Source organism: Pseudomonas brassicacearum (genome assembly GCF_003732225.1).
GTDB lineage: Bacteria > Pseudomonadota > Gammaproteobacteria > Pseudomonadales > Pseudomonadaceae > Aquipseudomonas > Aquipseudomonas brassicacearum_E.
This window is the reverse complement of sequence record NZ_MOBJ01000034.1, coordinates 1-20106: the sequence shown is the minus strand read 5'-3', so window position 1 is coordinate 20106 and position 20106 is coordinate 1. Positions and strand designations below refer to the sequence as shown.

The window sequence follows — 20106 nt, the reverse complement described above, 5'->3', positions numbered from 1 at the left end:
GACCTGAATATGGACGTTCGCCAACTGGCTTTTCTGGCCGGCCAGCCCTCTGCTGCCGTAATTCCACGCGAACGTTTCATGGGCATGCCGAAACGCGGCCTGGCGTTCCTCCTCGCCAACGTCATGTTCTGGCAGCCGATGTGGGCGCAGGCGGACGGCATCGTGGTCAGCGCGCCGGGCACCAGCCTGGATCGCGCCGGCAATGGCGTGCCGATCGTCAACATCGCCACGCCCAATGCGACGGGTCTCTCGCACAACCAGTTCCACGACTACAACGTCACCCTGCAGGGCTTGATCCTCAACAACGGGTCAACCCAGACCTCGGCCACCCAGCTGGGCGGGTACATCGTCGGCAACCCGAACCTGAAGAACAGCGGTTCGGCGCAAACCATCCTCAACGAAGTCAACGGCGGCAGCCCGAGCCAGTTGAACGGTTACACCGAAGTGGCGGGGCAGTCGGCGCGGGTGATCGTCGCCAACCCGTATGGCATCAGCTGCAACGGCTGCGGCTTCATCAATACCCCACGGGTGACCTTGACCACCGGCAAACCAGTGTTGGACAACGGTCGACTGGACCGCTTTCAGGTCGATCAGGGCAGCGTCTCCATCGACGGCGCCGGACTCAATGCAACCAACGTCGACCGTTTCGAAATCATCACCCGCAGCGCCAAGATCAACGCCCAGATCCAGGCCAACAACCTGACCATCGTTGCCGGTCGCAACGACGTCAACGCCGAGAGTCTCAACGCCACGGCGCGCGCCGACGACGGCAGCGCGAAACCGGAACTGGCGATCGACTCCTCGGCCCTCGGCGGCATGTACGCCGGCGCGATCAAACTGGTCGGCACCGAAGCCGGCGTGGGGGTGAAACTCGACGGCAAACTGATCGCCAGCGGTGGCGATATCCAGCTCGATGCCAACGGCAGCCTGAGCCTGGTCGACACCTCGGCGGCCAATGGCGCGGTGACTATCAAAGCCGCCAGCCTCAATGCCCAGGGACCGGTTTACGCCGGCAGCGCCCTCAACGTGCAAACCCAAGGCGACCTGAGCAACCAGCAATCCCTCGCCGCTCGCGACAGCATCAACCTGAGCGCCGGCGGCCAGTTGACCAACAGCGGAGTTATCGAGGCCGGGGTCAACGCCGACACCAGCCGCAACGCCAGCGGCGACGTGAACCTCAGCGCACAGAACCTCAACAACAGCGGAAAAAGTGTCGTCGCGAGCCGAAACCTGACGGTCAACACCGCGCAAACCCTGAGCAACCAGGGCGGTACGTTGAGTGCGCAGAGCAGCGCGAACATCACGGCCGGGACGCTGGATAACCAGAACCACGGCCGGGTGTTGAGCAGCGGTAGCCTGAACCTCAACGCCAATCAATTGCTCAATGCCCAGGGCGGACTGGTGACCAGCAACGGTGCACTGCTCGCCAACGTGGGAGCGCTGAGTAACGGCGCGGCTGAAATCTCCAGCCTTGCCGGGGTTACCTTGAATATTGGGTCTCTGGATAACGTCGCCGGACTGGTGTCGGCCGGCAGTTCCCTGAATATCAACGCCAGCGGTGCCTTCAACAATCAGCGCGGTCGCCTGGCCGCCCAGCAAAGCCTGCAAGTTACGGCGGCATCCCTGGATAACAGCCAGCAAGGCTCGATCATCAGCCAAGGCACGTTGGGCGTGACGACTCTTGGCGCGCTCGACAACCATCAAGCAGGCACGATCCAGAGCACCGGCAGTGCAGTGATCAACAGCGGCAGCCTGGATAACCATCAAGCAGGCGTGCTGACCAGCAGCAACGCTTTGAACCTGAGCACTGGCCAGGTGGACAACAGCGAAGGCGGACGCATCGCCAGCGCCATGGCCCTGACCGCCAGTGTCAGCGGTCTGGACCAACACAATCTGGGCCAATTGAGCGGCGCCACAGGCCTGACCCTGGACCTGAACAACGGCGTGCTCAATAACCAGAATGCCCTGATCACCACACCCGGCGCGCTGCTGCTGAAGAACCTGAACACGGTGGTTAACCAGAGCGGTGAAATCTCCAGCCAACAAGGCTTCACGTTGGCCGCCACCAGTCTGGATAACTCCGCCGGTGGCAAGGTCCTCAGCGAGCAAAACCTCACGCTGCTGATCAACCAGACGTTGAACAATTTCAAAGGCCAGATTGCCAGCAATGGACTGGAGATCAACGCCAATAGCCTGCTCAACACAACGGGCGTGCTGTCCAGCCAGGCCGGGATGAACCTCACCAGCGCCAGCCTCGACAATAGCCAGCAAGGCAATCTCTATGGCAAAGGTCCGCTGTCGATCAGTACTGGCGCCCTGCAGAACCAGAGCGGCCAGATTTCCAGCGACAACACCCTCAACCTGACTGCCTCCCAAGTGGACAACAGTCTGGGTGGTCGCATCGCCAGCGCCATGGCCCTGACCGCCAGCGTCAGTGGGCTCGATCAACATGACCGGGGCCAACTCAGCAGCAATACCAGCCTCTCCCTTGACCTGAACCACGGTCTGCTCAATAACCAGAGCGCCTTGATCACTACGCCAGGCGCGCTGCTGCTGAAAAACCTCAACGCCGTCGCCAACCAGAGCGGCGAAATATCCAGCAATCAGGGCTTCACCCTGGCGGCCACCAGCCTCGACAACCGTGGCGGCCAGGTCTCCAGCCAGAGCTATCTGACCCTGACTGGTAGCACCCTGGACAACAGCAACAATGGCCGCCTGCTTGCCGGCGGCGACTTGAACCTGACCGCCACGCAGGTAAATAACTCGCTCAAAGGCCAGATTTCCGGCCAGGGCGCAGTACAACTACGTGCTGCACAACTCGACAACAGCCAGGGCGGCAACCTCTACGCCAAACGCAATATGGGCCTGACCCTGAGCGCGCAATTGCTCAACAATCAGGGCGCGCTCAAGGGCGACGGTGCGATTCTCCTCAGCGCCGGCAGTCTGAACAACGATGGCGGCACCCTGACCAGCGTTAATGCGCTGAACCTCAACAGCCAGGGCCTGCTGAGTAACCTCAACGGCCAACTGACCAGCGGCGACACCCTCGATCTGATCAGTGGCCAGCTCAACAACGGTGCTCTCGGCCAGATCTCCAGTGCCAAGGCCCTGACCGCCAGTGTCAGTGGTCTGGATCAGCAAAACGGCAAACTGTTCAGCAACAGCTCGGTGAGCCTGGACCTGAACAACGGCCAGTTGAATAACCAGCATGGCTTGATCAGCGGCCCCGAGCAGTTGCTGCTGAAAAACCTTAACGGTGTGGCCAACCAGGATGGCGAAATCTCTAGCAACAACGCCTTCAGTCTGACGGCGACGAGCCTGGACAACACCCGTGGCAAGGTCATCAGCAGCCAGCAAGGCCTGACCCTACGCATCAGCCAGGCTTTGAACAACACGCTTGGGGTGATTTCGGCCAAGGGTATCGACGCCCGCACCGGCAGCCTTGACAACACCGACGGAACCTTCAGCAGCGCCGCTGCGTTGCTGCTTGATACCAGCGGCGCCTTGACCAACCTGAGTGGCGAGCTGTCGAGCGCCGGCACCTCGACCATCAGTGCCGCCAGCCTCGACAACCGCGATGGCGGCGTAGTGAGCGACCTGGGCCTGAGCATCGACCTTGGCGCCGCGCTGGATAACCGCAACGGCACCTTGGGCTCGAAAAAAGGCTTGAGCGTCAGCGCTGCCAGCCTGGATAACCGCAATCAGGGCCGCCTGATCAGCGACGGCAACCTGAGCGCACGCATCACCGGCAAGTTCGACAACCAGAGCCAGGGCGCTCTGTTGGCCAAGGGCGACGTCGACATCACCACCGGCAGTCTCGACAACCGCGGCGGCAGCCTCAAGGGCAGTGGCCTGCTGACCTTGCGCGGCGACTCGGCGGATAACCGTGGTTCGCTGATTCATGCCGACAAGGCCCTGCAACTGTTCGTTGGGCAACTGGACAACCGCGACAAAGGCCTGCTCACCGGCAACGCCGCCATCGGCTTTAGCGGCACCCGTCTGGACAACCAGGGCGGCCTGCTCAGCGCCGTTGGCCCGGTCAGCCTCAAGGCCGACGAAGTTGCCAACGCCGGCGGCCGCATTGCCAGCCAGACCGACCTGAGCGCCACCATTGGCGCCCTGAACCAACAAGGCGGCGTATTGGTTGCCCAAGGCAATCTGACCCTCACCGGTAGCAGCCTCGATAACCGCAACGGCGGTTTGGTCGGCACCAAAAAAGCGCTGAACATCAACGTTGACCGAATCGACAACCGCGCCGGCGAGCTGTCCAGTACCGACACCAGTGTCAACGCCAGCGGAGTCAAACTGACCAGTCAACGTCTGGATAACAGTGCGGGTGGCAAAGTCCTCTCGGGCACAGGCCTTGAGCTGAACGTGGCGCAATTGATCAACCAGACCAAGGGCCTGATCCATGCCCAAGACAGCATCCGCCTGAGCGGTTCGCGCCTGGATAACTCTGGTGGCACCCTCGACAGCAGCAACGCGCTGGACATCACCCTCGATGATGCGCTGCTTAACAGCGGCGTGATCAGCGGTCAGGCCGGGCTGAGCGTGCATGCCGCCAGTGTCGATAACAGCAGCGGCAAGCTGACCAGCGCCGGGGCTCTGGCGATCACCAGCAGCGGCGCGCTGATTAACCAGGGCGCAACGCTGTTTTCCGGCACCGGCATGACGCTGCAAAGTGCTAGCCTGGATAACAGCCGCAGCGGCCAACTGGCGGGTATCGGCCCGGTGCGCATTACCACGGGCGCGCTCGACAATAGCCAGGACGGCAGCCTGACCAGCAGCGATACCCTGGACCTGACTGCCACCGGAGTCAGCAACGGCGCGGGCGGCACCATCTCCAGCGAAAAAGCCCTGACGGCGAACGTCACTGGCCTCGACCAGCAGGGCGGCGGGCTTTTTAGTAAAACAGCGCTGAGCCTGGATCTGAACCACGGCCAGTTGAACAACCAGGGCGGTTACATCAACGCTCCAGGTAATCTGCTGCTCAAGAACCTCAACGGCGTCGCCAACCAGAATGGTGAGATCTCCAGCACCGAAGCCTTCATCCTGGCCGCGCAAAACCTCGACAACAGCCACGGCAAACTGGTGAGTAACCAGGGTCCGTTGACCCTGCGCATCGCCCAGGCGTTGAACAACACCTGGGGGGTGATTTCGGCCGCTGCCATCGACAGTCGCAGTGACAGCCTGGACAACAGCAACGGCCTGCTGAACAGCCATGGCCTGCTCGATCTGGGCGTCAGTCAAGCGTTGAACAACCAGAGCGGGGTGATGACTGCCGAGGGTTCATTGCTGCTCAGTGGCGCCAGCCTGGATAACAGCAACGGTTCGATCTCTGGCAAGCGCGACATCGTGGCCAACGTTACCAGCCTGAACAATCAGAATGGCCTGTTGATTGCCAGCACCTCTCTGGACCTGACCGGCAGCACCCTCGACAACCGCAAGAGCGGTCTGCTGGCCGCAACAAAAGCGCTGAAACTCAACGTCGGCAGCATCGACAACCGAGGCGGCGAGCTGTCCACCAGCAGCGGCACGATGACCCTGCTCGGGCAAAAACTCGATAACAGCGACAGCGGCAAGGTGATTGCCGAGCAAGACCTGAATCTGGGCCTGGGTCAGGTGAAAAACGTCAATGGCCTGCTCAACGGCAAGGTCAGCCTGAGCCTGGACGGCGACGTTCTGAACAACCTGGGCGGCAGCCTGTTTGGCCTGCAAAAGATGCGCCTGACTCTGAGCGGCGACCTGGATAACAGCCAGGGCCTGATCAGCAGCGAAGGTGCCCTCGACGTCACGGCGAACAACCTGAGCAACAACGCCGGCAAGCTCTCCAGTGCCGGCGCCCTCAACCTTGTGGCCCGTGGTGATGTGCACAACCAGGGTGGCAAGCTGGTCACCGACAGCAGCCTGACTCTGAACAGCGCCAGCCTCGACAACCGCCAGAACGGCAGCCTTAAAAGCAAAGCCGCGATGGTGATCAATACCGGCGCGCTGGACAATAGCCAAGCCGGGCGCCTGGACAGTGATGACACGCTGGACCTGACCGCAGGCCAGGTCACCAACCAGGCCGGTGGCAGCATTGGCAGCATCAATACACTGACCGCCAATGTCCGTGGTCTCGATCAACAGAACAGTAAACTCTTCAGCAACACGAGTCTGGCCCTGAATCTGAACCACGGCCAGCTGAACAATCAGGGCGGCTTTATCAACGCGCCTCTGTTGCTGCTCAGCAACCTCAACGGCGTCAACAACCAGGGTGGTGAAATCTCCAGCCCCCAGGCCTACACACTGGCGGCCGCGAACCTGGACAACAGCAACGGCAAGGTGCTCGGCAACCAGGCCCTGACCTTGCGCGTCAATCAGGCGCTGACCAACCTCAAAGGCCAGATTGCCGCCGCAGCCCTCGACGTCCAGGCCGGTAGCCTGGACAACAGCGGCGGCATCGTCACCAGCCGCAGCGACTTCGGCCTGACGGTCAACGGCCTGCTGAGCAACCAGAACCAGGGTCTGATCAACGCCGCACAGGCCCTCACGATCAACAGCGCCGACATCAACAACCAGGGCGGCCAGCTGCTCGGCGTGAGCGCCGTCAACCTCAACGCCATGGCTCTGGACAACAGCGCTAACGGCCTGATCAACAGCAAGGGCGGCCTGATCCTCAAGGCCACCAGCCTGAACTCCAGCAACGGCGGGGAACTTTCGGCCAAGGGCGATATAGACCTGGCCCTCGGCGCGCTGACCCAGCGCGGCGGGCGTCTGCTGGGCGACAACGGCATCCGTCTTGACCTGGCCGGAGGCGACCTCGATAACAGCAACGGTTTGCTCACCGCCCAAGGCCCGCTGAGCATCAGCCGCCTGCGCGACCTGAACAACCAGAGCGGCGAACTCTCCAGCATCCAGAGCTTCAACCTGACCGGGCGCACCCTGGACAACACTGGCGGCAAACTCATCAGCAACAACCTACTGGGCCTGAGTGGCGAGACCTTGCTCAATCAGGGCGGGCTGATCTCCGGTTGGCAGGGCCTGAGCGTCAATGGCAGCAGTCTCGACAACCGCAGCGGCGGTGCCCTGTCCAGTCGTAGTGGCAACCTCGACGTGACCCTCAGCGGTGCGCTGCTCAACAGCGGCGCCGGCGCACTGGTCAGCCAGAATGCCCTGACCGTCAACGCGGCCAGCCTCGACAACAGCGCCGGTATTATCTCCAGCGGCGCGGGCCAGCGCCTGAGCGTCAGCGGCCTGTTGAACAACGCCCAGGGTGGTTCGATCGACAGCGGCGCGGCCCTGACGCTGAACGCCATGGCCCTGAGCAACATCGGCGGCGGCGTCAGCGCGCAACAAGCCCTGAACGTTAGCGGCACCAGCCTGGACAACAGCAACGGCCGCCTGTTTGGCAACGGCGCGGTGACCCTCGACCTGCTCGGTGCCCTGAGCAACAGCAACGGCAAACTCGCCAGCGGCGGGCCGCTGGTGATTAGCCGCAGCACGCAAATCAACAACCAGGGTGGTCAACTGGTGAGCCAAGGCTTGTTGAACCTGCTCACCGGCGGCCTCGACAACCGCAATCACGGCACCGTCGCCGCCAGCGACAGCCTCATCATCAATGCCAGCGGCGCCGTGCAAAACAGCAGCGACGGCTTGATCTACAGCCAGAACGGCGATCTGCAACTGCAAGCCGCGAGCTTGGCCAACGGCAAAGGCACCCTGCAAAGCCTGGGCGCCACCACCGTGACTGTCGGTGGCGATATCGACAACCAGAGCGGCCGGCTCCTCGCCCAGAACGGCGACCTGCTCGTGACCGCCGCCAACCTCGACAACCGCGGCGGCATCCTCGCCAGCCTCAAGGGCGCCCTCGAAGCCCGCGTGGTCGGCGTATTGAAAAACGGCTACGACCTGAACAACAACCGCCAGGGCGGCATCACCCAGGCCCAGCGTCTGACCCTCAGCGCCCTGGGCGGCATCGACAACTATGGCGGACGCATCTCTGCGCAAAGCGGCGACGCCATCGTCAATACCGGCAGCGCCGGCAATTTCGACAACCGCAATGGCGGGCTCTACGCCAAGGGACTGGTCAAGGTCAGCGGCAACAACTTCGACAACAGCGGCGACAACGACGGCCAGATCGCCGGCAACCGGATCGACCTCAGCCTCAACGGCGCCCTGAACAACCGCCTGGGCATCATCGAAAGCGACAGCACCCTGAGCGTGCGCGCTGCCAGCCTCGACAACCAGACCGGCCAACTGCGCGCCCTGGGCACCAGCGGCAAGACCGAATTCCAGATCGGCGGCCTGTTCGACAACCGCAACGGCACCCTCGAAACCGCCAACAGCGACCTGACCCTCGGCGCCGGTGGTTTCATGAACGTCGGCGGCAGACTGCTGCACGTCGGTACCGGCACCTTCGACATCGCCACCGCGAACGTCATGGGGGCCGGTGGCACCCTCGTCACCCGAGGCGGCCTGACCCTCAACGCCGACAGCTGGACCAACAGCAGCGTCATCCAGGCTGGGCGTCTGACGGTTAACGTGAACAATTTCAGCCAGAGCGCGGGCGGCCAGTTGTTGGCTTCCAACAGCTTTGTCGGTAGCGGCGGCAATTGGTACAACGATGGCCTGATTGCCAGTGACGGCAGTTTGAACCTGAGCCTCGGCGGCACCTATAACGGCAATGGCCGGGTCAGCAGTTTGGGTAACCTTGGCCTGAGCGCCGGGGTACTCAGCTTGAGCAGCGCGGCGAGTATTGCCGGGGGTGGCGATACCTGGATCAATGTCGGCGGTTGGCTCGGTAACGCAGGACGGTTGACCTCCAGCAACAACCTGACCGTGACTGCGGGCGGGGTGTACAACACCGGCACTCTGGGCTCGGGCAACAACCTGACCGTCAGCACCGGCGCGTTGGTCAATAACAATAGCCTGATCTCCAGCGGCGGCGACATGCAGCTGCTGGCGTCCAGCGTCACCAACAGCTATGCGCAGATCTACAGCCTGGGCAACATGCTGATCTCCAGAGACTCGAGCCAGAACAAGGCCGATCTGCTGAATAACCGTTCCGGGAGCATCGAGAGCGTCGGCAATCTGACTATCGCAGCCACGACGGTAAACAACGTCATGGATGTGTTGCAGTACACCGAGCATGAGAAAAGTGTCGCGACCATCACTGAATTGCCGTGCGCATTGATCGCGGGGCCTGCATGTGACTACCGTGGCGGTGGCCGCAGAAACGGCCTTTGGGAAATTGCAGAAACCGATCGTTTGAAGATAACGCTTCATTCTGAAGCCGCCTCGATCAACAGCGGCGCGAACCTGACGATTAACGCAGGAGAAGTGAACAACATCAGCAGCAGTCTTACAGCGGCTGGCGATTTAACTGCCACTGCTTCGACGATCAACAACAAAGGTGTGCAAGAGCAGGAAATCGAATCCACTCGAAGATACGTGAGCTGGGTCAACGAAACCGCCACGGCCATTAGACTGGCTGGCATCTTCACCCAACGAAACAACCCGACACCTTCGGCCACGGTCGAAGCGGACATGAGCAACTTTCTGGCCTGGATGGGAGAAACACTGCCCGCCAGCACCCGCGTCAACAACGGTGAGTCTCTGGATGCCATTATCCAGGCTGGCGCAAATGTCACCCTCAATGCCGCTCAGAACATCAACAACAGCGTGGTTCGCCCGTACTATGCCTATGTTGCGGCGGGTCGTACCAAGACTGACACCGGTGCGGGACCGGCGTACTCCACGCCGATCTACGTCAACGCGCAACTACCCCCCAACCTGGCCCAACAGCAGGTCAACCCACTGAGCCTGCCGGGCTTCAGCCTACCCACCGGGCAAAACGGCCTGTTCCGCCTGAGCGGCCAGGGCGGTACCGTCCGTCAGGCAACCCAGGCCAACAACGCACCCCAAAGCTGGACTATGGGCGGCGCCAGCGTCAGCAGCGCCCAGCGCGAAATAAACCTGCCGAACGTTCAGGCTCGCAGCGTCCAGATCGGTGACATTGCCCAGGTTTCCGCCAGCGACCGGCAACTGGTGCAGACCGCCCGCCAGAGTGCCGGCGTCAGCGCCAGCGGCAGCGCAATCAACGTCACCGCGCCAAGCGACAGCAACATCGGCAATGTTCAGTTGCCCGGTCATGACCGCGCCACCGACACCATCACCCAGTCCGGTGTCGTGCATGTCGATGCTGCGAGCCAGCCGCCAGTGGACGCCACCCACCCCGACCTGAGTCTGCCGACCCTGCCAGCCACCCAGCGTGACCCACTGACCGGGATCAGCGTACCGGGCGCGGCAGTACCGCCGATTGCCACAGCACCCGCGGCCAGCACCGCCGTGGCTGCCATTCCGGTAGCCATCGCAGCCGTGACCAGCACCCCGGCCACCAGCCAGACCGTGGCCCGGGTCCAGGGCCTGCCCGACACCTCGGGCAAGTCCAACCCGCAGAAATACCTGATCGAAACCAACCCGGTGCTCACCGACCTCAAGCAATTCATGAGCTCGGACTACCTGTTGGCGAACCTCGGCTACGACCCGGACAAAAGTGCCAAGCGTCTGGGTGACGGCTTCTACGAACAACGGTTGCTCCAGCAAGCGGTGGTCGCGCGTACCGGCCAGCGCTTCATCGACGGCCAGAACAGCGACGAGAAGCTCTACAAGTACCTGATGGACAACGCCATCGCCAGCAAACAGCAGCTCAACCTGGCGGTGGGCGTGACCCTCACCGCCCAGCAAGTCGCGGCCCTGACCCACGACATCGTCTGGATGGAAAACGCCACGGTCAACGGCGAAACCGTACTGGTGCCGGTGCTCTACCTGGCCAACGCCAACAACCGCCTGGCCCCCAACGGCGCCTTGATCGCCGGCAACGACGTCTCGCTGATCGCAGGCGCAGACCTGAACAACGTCGGCACCCTGCGCGCGACCAACAACCTGTCGGCCGCCGCTGGCAACAACCTGGTCAACAGCGGTTTGATCGAAGCGGGCAACCGCCTGGACCTGCTGGCGGGCAACAACATCGTCAACAAGGCCGGCGGCATCATTGCCGGGCGTGATGTGAGCCTGACGGCGCTCCGTGGTGACGTGATCAACGAACGCAGCGTGACCACCCACAACAGCAGCAACGACAGCTACAGCCAGCAACGGACCTTCGTCGACAGCGCCGCCCGCATCGAAGCGGCCAACAACCTGAGCCTCCAGGCCGGGCGCGATGTCAGCAACAACGGCAGCGTGCTGCAAAGTGGCGGCGATACGGCGATCAGCGCCGGGCGGGATATCACTATCGCGGCCACTGAAAGCCGTAACAAGGACGACTACGGTTCGAATAGAAACAGTAGTTCCGTCACCCAATATGGCGCCACCGTCAGCGCCGGCCGCGACCTGCAGATGAACGCCGGCCGCGACCTCTCGGCCATCGCCAGCCAGATCGAAGCCAAGCGCGACATCGCCCTGGCCGCGACGGAAAACCTGACCCTGGCCTCGGCAGCGGACGAGAGCCACTCCTACTTCAAGAACAAGAAGGAGACCCGTCAAGAGGATCATGCCAAACAGATCTCCAGCACCGTGACTGCCGGTGGCAGCGTTGCGCTGAGTGCGGGTAAGGACCTGACGCTGATCTCCAGCCGTGTCAGCGCGGGCGATGAGGCTTACCTGGTGGCGGGCGACAACCTTCAACTGCTGGCTGCGCAAGACAGCGATTACTCGCTGTATGACATGAAGAAAAAAGGCAGTTGGGGCAGCAGTAAAACCCAGCGTGATGAAGTGACCCAGGTCACGAACGTAGGCAGTGAAATCAAGACCGGTGGGGATCTGACGCTCAAGAGCGGTGGGGACCAGAAGTATCAGGCGGCCAAGCTGGAAAGTGGTAAGGACATCACGCTGGACAGTGGCGGTTCGATCACCTTTGAAGGGGTGAAGGATCTTCATCAGGAGAGTCATGAGAAGAGCGATAGTGACCTCGCCTGGAACAGTGCCGAAGGCAAAGGCAACACCGACGAGACCCTGCGGCAGAGCAAACTGGTGGCCCAAGGCAATCTGGTGATCAAAGCCGTCGACGGCCTGCACATCGACGTCAAGCAAATCAACCAGAACACCGTCAGCCAGACCATTGATGCGATGGTGAAGGCCGACCCACAACTGGCTTGGCTCAAGGACGCCGAGAAGCGTGGGGATGTGGATTGGCGACAGATTAAGGAGGTACACGACTCCTTCAAATACGACCATTCCGGGCTGGGCGCCGGGGCGATGTTGGCGATCATTATTATCGTCACAGTGTTGACGGCGGGTGCGGCGAGTACCGCGGTGGCTTCTGCCAGTACGGCAATGGGAGCCTCAGCCGGTGGGACCATGGCGGCGGCATCGGTAGCCACCGCAGCAACGGCGACTACTGCTGCCACAGCAGCCACCGCTGCGGGACTGGGTAACGTGATCGCGGCGAGTGTGTTGACCTCGATGGCCAGCACTGCGGCAGTCAGCGCAATCAACAACAAAGGAAATCTGGGCGCCACTTTCAAGGACGTGACCTCGTCGGACAGCCTAAAAGGGTATGTGTTAGCAGGTGCAACGGCAGGCATTGCCTCCCAGTTTGGCTTTAATCCCACCGAGTTGAAATTTGACCAGAACATCGCTATCAAGATAGCCGCTGATTCGGTGGCCAAGACGGCGATCATGGGCGGTAGTTTGAAGGACAACCTGATCGAGTCTGCGGTTGGCACGGGGATCAGCATCGCCGGGGCTATAGGGGCCAACAAGATCGGTGATGTCACGCTCTTCGAAAACGGCAAGTTGACGAAGGTGGCCATGCACGCCGCGCTCGGCGGTCTGATGGCTGAGGCGATGGGCGGGGACTTCCGTACTGGGGCCCTGGCCGCTGGCGCTAATGAAGCAGTAGTGGATTTTCTAGCGGACAAGCTGCTGCCAAAAGGTGTAGACCCTCAAAGTCTTGATTATCAGAAGGGGGTCAGTAACCTGCTGGCGGCGTCGCAACTGGTAGGTGTATTGACGGCAGCGGTCACTGGTGGGGATCCGTCGATAGCAGCGAATGTCACGCTGAATGCAACGCAGTACAACTACCTGAACCATGTGGAAATGCAAAAGCTTGCCGAGGAATTAAAGACCTGCAAGCAAACCAATACCTGTGATGGCGTTGCCAGCAAGTATTTTGAAAAGCACCTGGCCAATGAGCAAGTGCTCAAGGAAGTTTGTGCTGTCGATAAGAGCGGTTGCCAAACGGCGGTGCTCGATATCTACAATGCTGTGCTGGGGTTTCAGCGTGGGGATTACGACGTTGAATTGCCGCCGGACCTCAAGCGGGTAGTGGATTCGTTCCATCAGATCAATATCGATGCGAGCGCGGCTCCCACGGCGACGATAGCAATGCCTTCGGCGGAAGCTTTCATTCAGGCGCTGGGGCTCGATCCTTCTGATCCGAGGGTGAAGGTCTCGGCCGCCGCACTTGCTACGTTGATTGCAGGTAAAGCATCATCAGGTCTAAAAGGGACTGGTGGTACGAGTGCCATAAATGGTGGGAGTGTCGGGAGTAACCCGATTTGGTCGTCGACGTCAAATAAATCAGCCGTTGAAAACGCTTTCGGGCACTGGGATAAGCACAAGGGAGAGTTTCCCGAGCTCCAGAACTCCAAGCAGTATGTGGAGCAGGCAAAGGACTTTTTAATAAACTCACCTGGCGGGACTTTAACAAAGACAAACAGTCGGGGAGATACTCTTAAATATGATCCAAATACAAATACCTTTGGTGTGCTTGGGCAGGATGGTGCGCCAAGAACTATGTTTCGACCTAAAGATGGAATAAATTATTGGAATCGGCAGTAGGAGGTTGGAAATGAATAATGCTTGTCCTTGCTGTGGTTTCTTGACACTTGATGAATCACCTCCCGGAACTTTCGAAATATGTCCTGTTTGCGGGTGGGAGGATGATGAAGCTCAGTTTAGAGATCCAACCTACGATGGCGGTGCTAATCCTGTTTGTCTTGATCAAGCTAGAAAAAATTTTTTGCTTATTGGTGCGATAAATGAAGGATGTCTTTCTATAGTTCGTGAAGCTCTGCCAGAGGAAATTCCAAGCGTGTAATAAAGGGCACCCAATAGGGGAGCACCCATTAGCGGGTCTATTGCTGGGCCGGCTAATGGGCGTCCCCTTTTTTGGAGGTGGTTTAAAATATGGATGAGCGATTGAGGTTGTCATGTGCAGAGCTTGTTAAAATGGAATCGGAGCAAGCTGCTGACTGGATTTTAAATACACGGAAAAGGGGACAGATTTATTTTCCGCTGATTTGCTAGGCTGAAAGCTCCATGGAAGGAGGTTGCTCATGCCCAGGATGGGACGCATTGTTTTGCCGAACTACCTGCATCACGTTGTACAGCGTGGTCATAATCGTCAGGTGGTGTTTGCTGCTGCTGAGGACCATCAGCGTTATCTTGCCGACCTTCGAGAGCTTAAGGAGGTGTTTGGGGTAAGGGTGTATGCCTACTGCCTGATGACCAATCATGTCCATTTGTTGTTGGCGCCAAGCGAATCGGTGGCAGGACTGGGGCAGCTAATGAAGGCGCTGGCGGCGCGTGCCACTCGCTACCGCAATCGGTTGGAGGGTCGTACCGGTACGCTGTGGGAGAGTCGGTACAAGTCCAGTGTGGTGCAATCCGATACTTATCTGTTGGCATGCTGTCGCTATATTGAATTGAATCCGGTACGCGCATGCATGGTAGCTGATGCGGCGGACTACCCTTGGTCGAGTTACCGGGCGCGTGTGGGCCATCTGCCTGATAGCGATTGGCTAGATACTGACGCCTGTTTTGATGTGTTGGGTGATACCAGCCTGGAACGGTACAAAAATTATGAGGGTTTTGTACGACAAGCTGTTTCCAGCGAAGAAGTAAGGCTTATTCGTGAAGCTCTACAGCGTGGACAGCTAACCGGGACGGGACGTTTTATCGATGAAGTAGAACAGATTGCGGGGATTCGAATAGAGCGTCGAGGTCAAGGCCGGCCAAGGGAAAAGCCTGGAGTGGGAAAATAAATCTGTCCCCTTTTTTCCTTTTTCCGAGCTAAGTTTGGAGAGAAGGGAAGCCCGATAGGTATGAGTACGGCGGATGGAAAAACTGGGTATCGTATTGAATATGATGAGCGAAATGGGGCTCATATTAATGTGTTCAATCGCAAGGAAGAGGCTCCGCACTTTACATTCGATGGTAGTGCGGAAATGGTGAATAAGTTAACCGATCAGTTCAAAAGGTAGTGATGTGATGAGTAAGTATTTTGATGATGAGTTGATTAGTGATTTGCATGAGAAGGTTTCATCCGGTGAGTTACGTATTGCTCGAGAGATAGATATTTATTTTGAGGCGTTAAATTCAAGGTTTCCGATTAAGAGTCGCAGGCTTGACTGGGCGGCGATGCCGTTCTCATGGGTGGGGCTTGAACTTGATAGTAAAAAAAAGTCCGATGCTTTTGCATCTTTTTTTAAAGATGTAATGCTTGAGTTTGGGTTGGTGGGTGAAGTGGTGTATGTCGGTGATGGTGCGACGGATATTGCGGTACTTGGAGATGTAGAAGCGTTTGTTGATGTGCTTGAGTGTTTGGTATCTATTCCTCAGCATCACTATTTTTTGTCAGTGGACTGTTCGTGGCTTATATGTTTTACAGTGGGGGGAGATATGGGTGTTGTGGTTGTATGAAATGAAGGTTGATAACAGGGCCGAAAAGGGACACCCATTAGCCGGCCTCAAGTTAAGGCTAATGGGCGCCCCTTCTGTGTTTGTAAAGTACCGCTCTTAATTTAAAGCTGGAAAAGGGGACGGATTTATTTATTGATGACCGATTTTGGCTGTCGAAAATAAATCCGTCCCCTTTTTGATTCATGAAGTAGAACAGATTGCGGGGATTCGAATAGAGCGTCGAGGTCAAGGCCGGCCAAGGGAAAAGCCTGGAGTGGGAAAATAAATCTGTCCCCTTTTTTCCAGGTTGACGGACCGGTCTAAGGCACCCGGCGCACTCGAAAGTGCCCCGCGCACAGTCACCATTAAGTTTTGCGTCGAGCACGGAAGTGCACGAGCAAAGTTGAAGGACAGTGCGCGCCTTAAAACCACCGAGCCGTCAAACCCGATCACGAATGAGTCGTGACAGGCGCGAGGATAGGGAGTGAGGCTGTGGCAGTCAATCGGCCAAAGGTCTGACGCAGGTGGTTTGTTTGTAGGTTTGTTCCGGAACTGACAGTTGCCGTGTGCGCAGATACCGATCGCCGGTTGCGATGAACGCAACTGGGGCAGGATTAACGGTCTGAGGAAAAGAGGGCTGATTTATTTACCGGCGCCCGAGCAAGGTTGTCGATGATAAATTCGTCCTGTTTGATCGTGAGCATCGGCGTTGACGCCAGCGCGGTCGATGCCACAACCTCAAGCACAACGAAAAGGGGACACCCATTAGCCGGTCTCGAGTCAAGGCTAATGGGTGTCCCATTTTTTTGTTCCATCGATGCAAAAGTCGAGGCAATAAAAAACCGGACAGTGTCCGGTTTATGTCATTGAGTTTGACGTCAGCGCAAACTGGCGACGGTTCCACCTGCTACTTTGCCCTGACTCTCGAGTTCACCAAGTGCGTGCAACAATTGCAGGCGCAGGGCTTTGGGTGTCGTGTAGTCCGACGTCTTGTGGCGCGTCTCACACCATCTATTGATTTCAGCCAACCAGTCGACGTAATCGGTGTCGGCCTGACTCAAACCGCGCATCCAGTAATTGAGTTGTTCCCAGCTTGCCTTGATGCCGACCAGCGCCCGGCGATGCTCAAGACTGAGCGTTCGTGAGCTGGACTCGAGCAGATCCGAGACCGGACCATCGACCGCCGGACTGGATTGTTTGCTCAATACTTCAACTGCAACACGGAACACACGAGGCGAGGGGTCGCCCAGTGCGCGTATCAGTGCAGGCAACGAAGCTTCGCCACACACTTGTTCTAATGTCTCTAAAGCCTGCGCACGAACTCTCGGGGCGGAATACTCGACAGCTGACTCGAGCATCTCTCTGGCCTGCGGTTCGTTCAGCTCTCGAGCCAACCCGATCAAGCCAATCCATTCGCGTTGGGTAGTCGGTAATGGCGCTTGCAGGCGTTGTTGCAACACCTCTCGACTGTCTAGTTGCCACTTCGACGACGCCCAACATGCAAGGAAACGCACCGAGGTCGAAGCGTCGAACAACGCTCTTTTCAAAACGCAGTGAGTCTGATCTGAGGTGTTTGCCAGATTCAACCAAGCGCGCAGAGCATTCACTCGAAGATTAGCGGCGTGACTGGTTAATGCACCGAGCAATAGAGCCTGTACCTGTGCGTCGGGCAACTGCAGGCTTGCCTGTAATGCCATGCGTTGGACCGATGGGTCCTGATGGTTCAGGGCTATTTCCAGCACGTGGGCGAGATCATGCGCAAACGCCTTTTCTAATATCCCCAGCAGCAGGCGTGCTGGTTTTCCATGCGTTGCCTTAAACGCTTCAAGGGTGGTATCTCGCACCGAAGGCGCCGCCAGAATACGAATGACGTTTGTCAGCGTTGATTGGTGATTGATACGGTTTTTCTGGACCAGGGAGATGAATGGGTCCAGTACCTGAATCAGCAATACTGCATGTCGTGGATCGAGAAAGCGCTGCACATGATCGCTGGCCAGTGTGCGAATCTGCGGCACGTAGTCGTTCAAGTTATCGATCAACGCTGCCAGTGCATCGCGGCCCTCAATCTGCATGAGCCGACGTACGGCCGCCTCGCGGACGAATCCATTACGATGACGACTCAGAGCGCACCAATCGCCGGTGCTCTGAGCCGTACTGAGCACGGCCATCGCTTGGTCGCGGCGAATCTCTTCGTCAGTGCGCAGGTCCTCGTTGCGCACGTCTCTTGGGAGGGGAGTCTCGTCGCGTAGCGCAATGGTGAGAGAAGTATGAGCGGTGCGATTAAAAATGCGTTTGAGCCATCCCTGGAAGGCGTTCATGGTTTGTCCTTGTGGCCGGAGGCTGTCGGACAGAACTCGCAGCTTGTATGTATTGGGAGGGGCAAGGATATCGTTACGAGTCGATGATGGCTATCTGGTATTATCGGTTTGATCGCGCAAAGACCGATCAAGGCGTTTGTCGCCGTAAACAAATCAGTCACTTCTGTGTTTGTAAAATACCGCTCTTAATTTAACGTAACCCTCCTCAAGGACGAACTCACATGCGTGTGTTGGCTCTACTCCTGGCAATCTCATTTTTATCGGGCTGCGCCTCGAAGCCGGATTACTACGTCTCCCCCACACCGGTTCAGATCCCGGCGACCGCCACCTATTGGATCGATAACTTCGACGTTGAACTGGTCGGCAAGAATGAGCGGTTTATGCCGCAAGACGCGTTGCGCGAGCAGCTCAGTGTTGAGCTGATCAATCAATTGTCGAGCGCTAATCGCTATGCGACGAGCAAGGAAAGTGCCGATTACCTGCTGGATGTGAACACCGTCTACAAGCGTCGGATCGGCAACTCCAATGGTGGATTGGTGTCGGTCATTGTCGACGACAATACGATCCTTGCCAGTGTTGATTTCAGTTATCAGGTCAAGGTCAAAAAGGCCGGTGCCGAAGTTCTGCATTTTTCCAACGAGCGTGAGGGGCTGCAGCCTGCCGGTGCATTTGGTCAGCTTCGCAATATGAAGACGATGGTGGCGGCGCTGACTCACAAAGATAATTCTGACGTGGAGCCTTTCTATATCCGTACCTTGCCGACATTTATCGTGTCCGACATCAGGAATATTCCTTCACGCTAGTTGCTGCGAAAAGGGGACACCCATTAGCCGGTATCGAGTCAAGGCTAATGGGTGTCCCCTTTTCGTGCAGATTAATTGCGGCTTGAAAGGCTCCACCATCGGCCCCACTCTGAAAACGAGCCTTACTCTCAAATAAATCGTACCCCGCGATGAGGTACATAGTTATCGCGGGGTACGCCGTTGAGCACCATCGTTTTGCAAGATTCTGCACACACGGCCTGAGGCTCAGTTCATCCTTCCCCGCAAAGTGCGGGAACAGCCTATACGTTACTTCAGTGCTGCGCCCGAATCTGGCGCCCCAACACATCCATCACATCGCAGCCATCACGCAGCAACATCGCCGCTGCGTGGGCGATTTGCTGCACGTCTGCGCCTTTGGCATGGGCAATGTCGAGGCTGGCCAGGCTTTCCATCATTTGCGTGACCGCCAGAAACCGCGCAGCGGCGTTGCTGTGCAGCACATCCAGCGGCGCTTGGGTGGCGACCAGCAGCACCGGGATATCGCAATCGTTGTTGGTCATCGGCATGTGCGGGTTCATGCGTCATCTCCCGGTTGGGCGGCGTGCAGTCCGTCGATCGAAGCCTGAACCAGTGATCGGGCGGTGCCGAGCATCTGCTGGCTGGCCCAGCGTAACGAGACGATGTGTTCCGGGCGGGTGGCGGTGGGGGCTTGATGGGCGAGGGCTTCGGCGCAGCTCAGGTAGACCGAGGCGTGTTCGAGTGCGTCGAGTAACGGGATGTCGGGCTGCACGGCGAACAGGTAATGGTCAACATGGTCGCAGCGGGCGAAGGGGGTGGATTTTGTGGTTGGATCCGTCATGGGTGTAGCTCCGTGAGATTCAAAAGAGCTGCCACAAAAAACGCCGTCAAACGATATTGGGTGGCAACTGTGCGTGGGTTGACGGACCGGCTCTCACGAACACCGGCGCACCCGAAGGTGCCCCGCGCACAGTCGCCATATGCAATGCAGCGGGCACAAAAGTGCTCGAGCAGAGAGAGGCGATGCACGTCGTAAGAAAATACGGGCCGTCAAACCCGATCACGAATGAGTCGTGACAGGCGCGAGGATAGGGAGTGAGGCGGGGTCAGTCAATCGACTAAAGGCCTGAAACAGGCGGTTTGTTTGTAGGTTTGTTCCGGAACTGACAGTTGCCGTGCGCGCAGATACCGATGCGGAACAGGGAATAGATTTATTTTCCTGTCCCGTCATGAATAAGGTTTACACCTGTTTCAGGACTAGACACTCACCAAAAAGCCCGAACACTGTCCGTAATGCTGTTCACTTAAGCATTTGAGTCCACGCCGGGCTTCCTAGAAAA

General features: G+C 58.5%; 8 protein-coding genes. 5 read left to right on the top strand and 3 right to left on the bottom strand.

Annotated elements, in window-relative coordinates:
* Positions 1-9 precede the first annotated feature (9 nt).
* The 4 genes from BK659_RS24550 (at position 10) to BK659_RS24535 (ending at position 15687) form a co-directional block, all read left to right on the top strand.
* Positions 10-13824 (top strand): two-partner secretion domain-containing protein, encoded by a 13815-nt coding sequence (locus BK659_RS24550; RefSeq protein WP_123427897.1) that lies wholly within the window; start codon positions 10-12, stop codon positions 13822-13824.
* A 10-nt stretch (positions 13825-13834) separates the two neighbouring features.
* Positions 13835-14083, top strand: coding sequence for a CPCC family cysteine-rich protein (locus tag BK659_RS24545; RefSeq protein ID WP_123427895.1), 249 nt, complete (start codon positions 13835-13837; stop codon positions 14081-14083).
* Between the two features lie 238 nt (positions 14084-14321).
* Positions 14322-15029, top strand: a complete 708-nt coding sequence (locus BK659_RS24540) for a transposase (protein ID WP_123427893.1) — start codon at positions 14322-14324, stop codon at positions 15027-15029.
* Between the two features lie 226 nt (positions 15030-15255).
* Positions 15256-15687 carry a hypothetical protein gene (locus BK659_RS24535; protein ID WP_123427891.1) on the top strand — a complete coding sequence of 144 codons (432 nt, stop codon included), beginning with the start codon at positions 15256-15258 and terminating at the stop codon, positions 15685-15687.
* A gap of 857 nt (positions 15688-16544) precedes the next feature.
* On the opposite strand, the gene BK659_RS24530 is transcribed toward BK659_RS24535, so the two are convergent.
* The gene (locus tag BK659_RS24530) at positions 16545-17984 is read right to left on the bottom strand and encodes a HEAT repeat domain-containing protein (RefSeq protein ID WP_123427889.1); all 1440 of its coding nucleotides are present in this window, start codon (positions 17982-17984) and stop codon (positions 16545-16547) included.
* 221 nt (positions 17985-18205) lie between these two features.
* Here BK659_RS24530 and BK659_RS24525 point away from each other — a divergent pair, with 221 nt between their 5' ends.
* Positions 18206-18787 carry a hypothetical protein gene (locus BK659_RS24525; protein ID WP_123427887.1) on the top strand — a complete coding sequence of 194 codons (582 nt, stop codon included), beginning with the start codon at positions 18206-18208 and terminating at the stop codon, positions 18785-18787.
* Between the two features lie 272 nt (positions 18788-19059).
* On the opposite strand, the gene BK659_RS24520 is transcribed toward BK659_RS24525, so the two are convergent.
* Positions 19060-19326 (bottom strand): short-chain dehydrogenase, encoded by a 267-nt coding sequence (locus tag BK659_RS24520; protein ID WP_103316269.1) that lies wholly within the window; start codon positions 19324-19326, stop codon positions 19060-19062.
* Positions 19323-19607, bottom strand: coding sequence for a DUF3077 domain-containing protein (locus tag BK659_RS24515; RefSeq protein WP_123427885.1), 285 nt, complete (start codon positions 19605-19607; stop codon positions 19323-19325). Before BK659_RS24515 ends, BK659_RS24520 begins: the two co-directional genes overlap by 4 nt.
* Between the last annotated feature and the right edge of the window lie 499 nt (positions 19608-20106).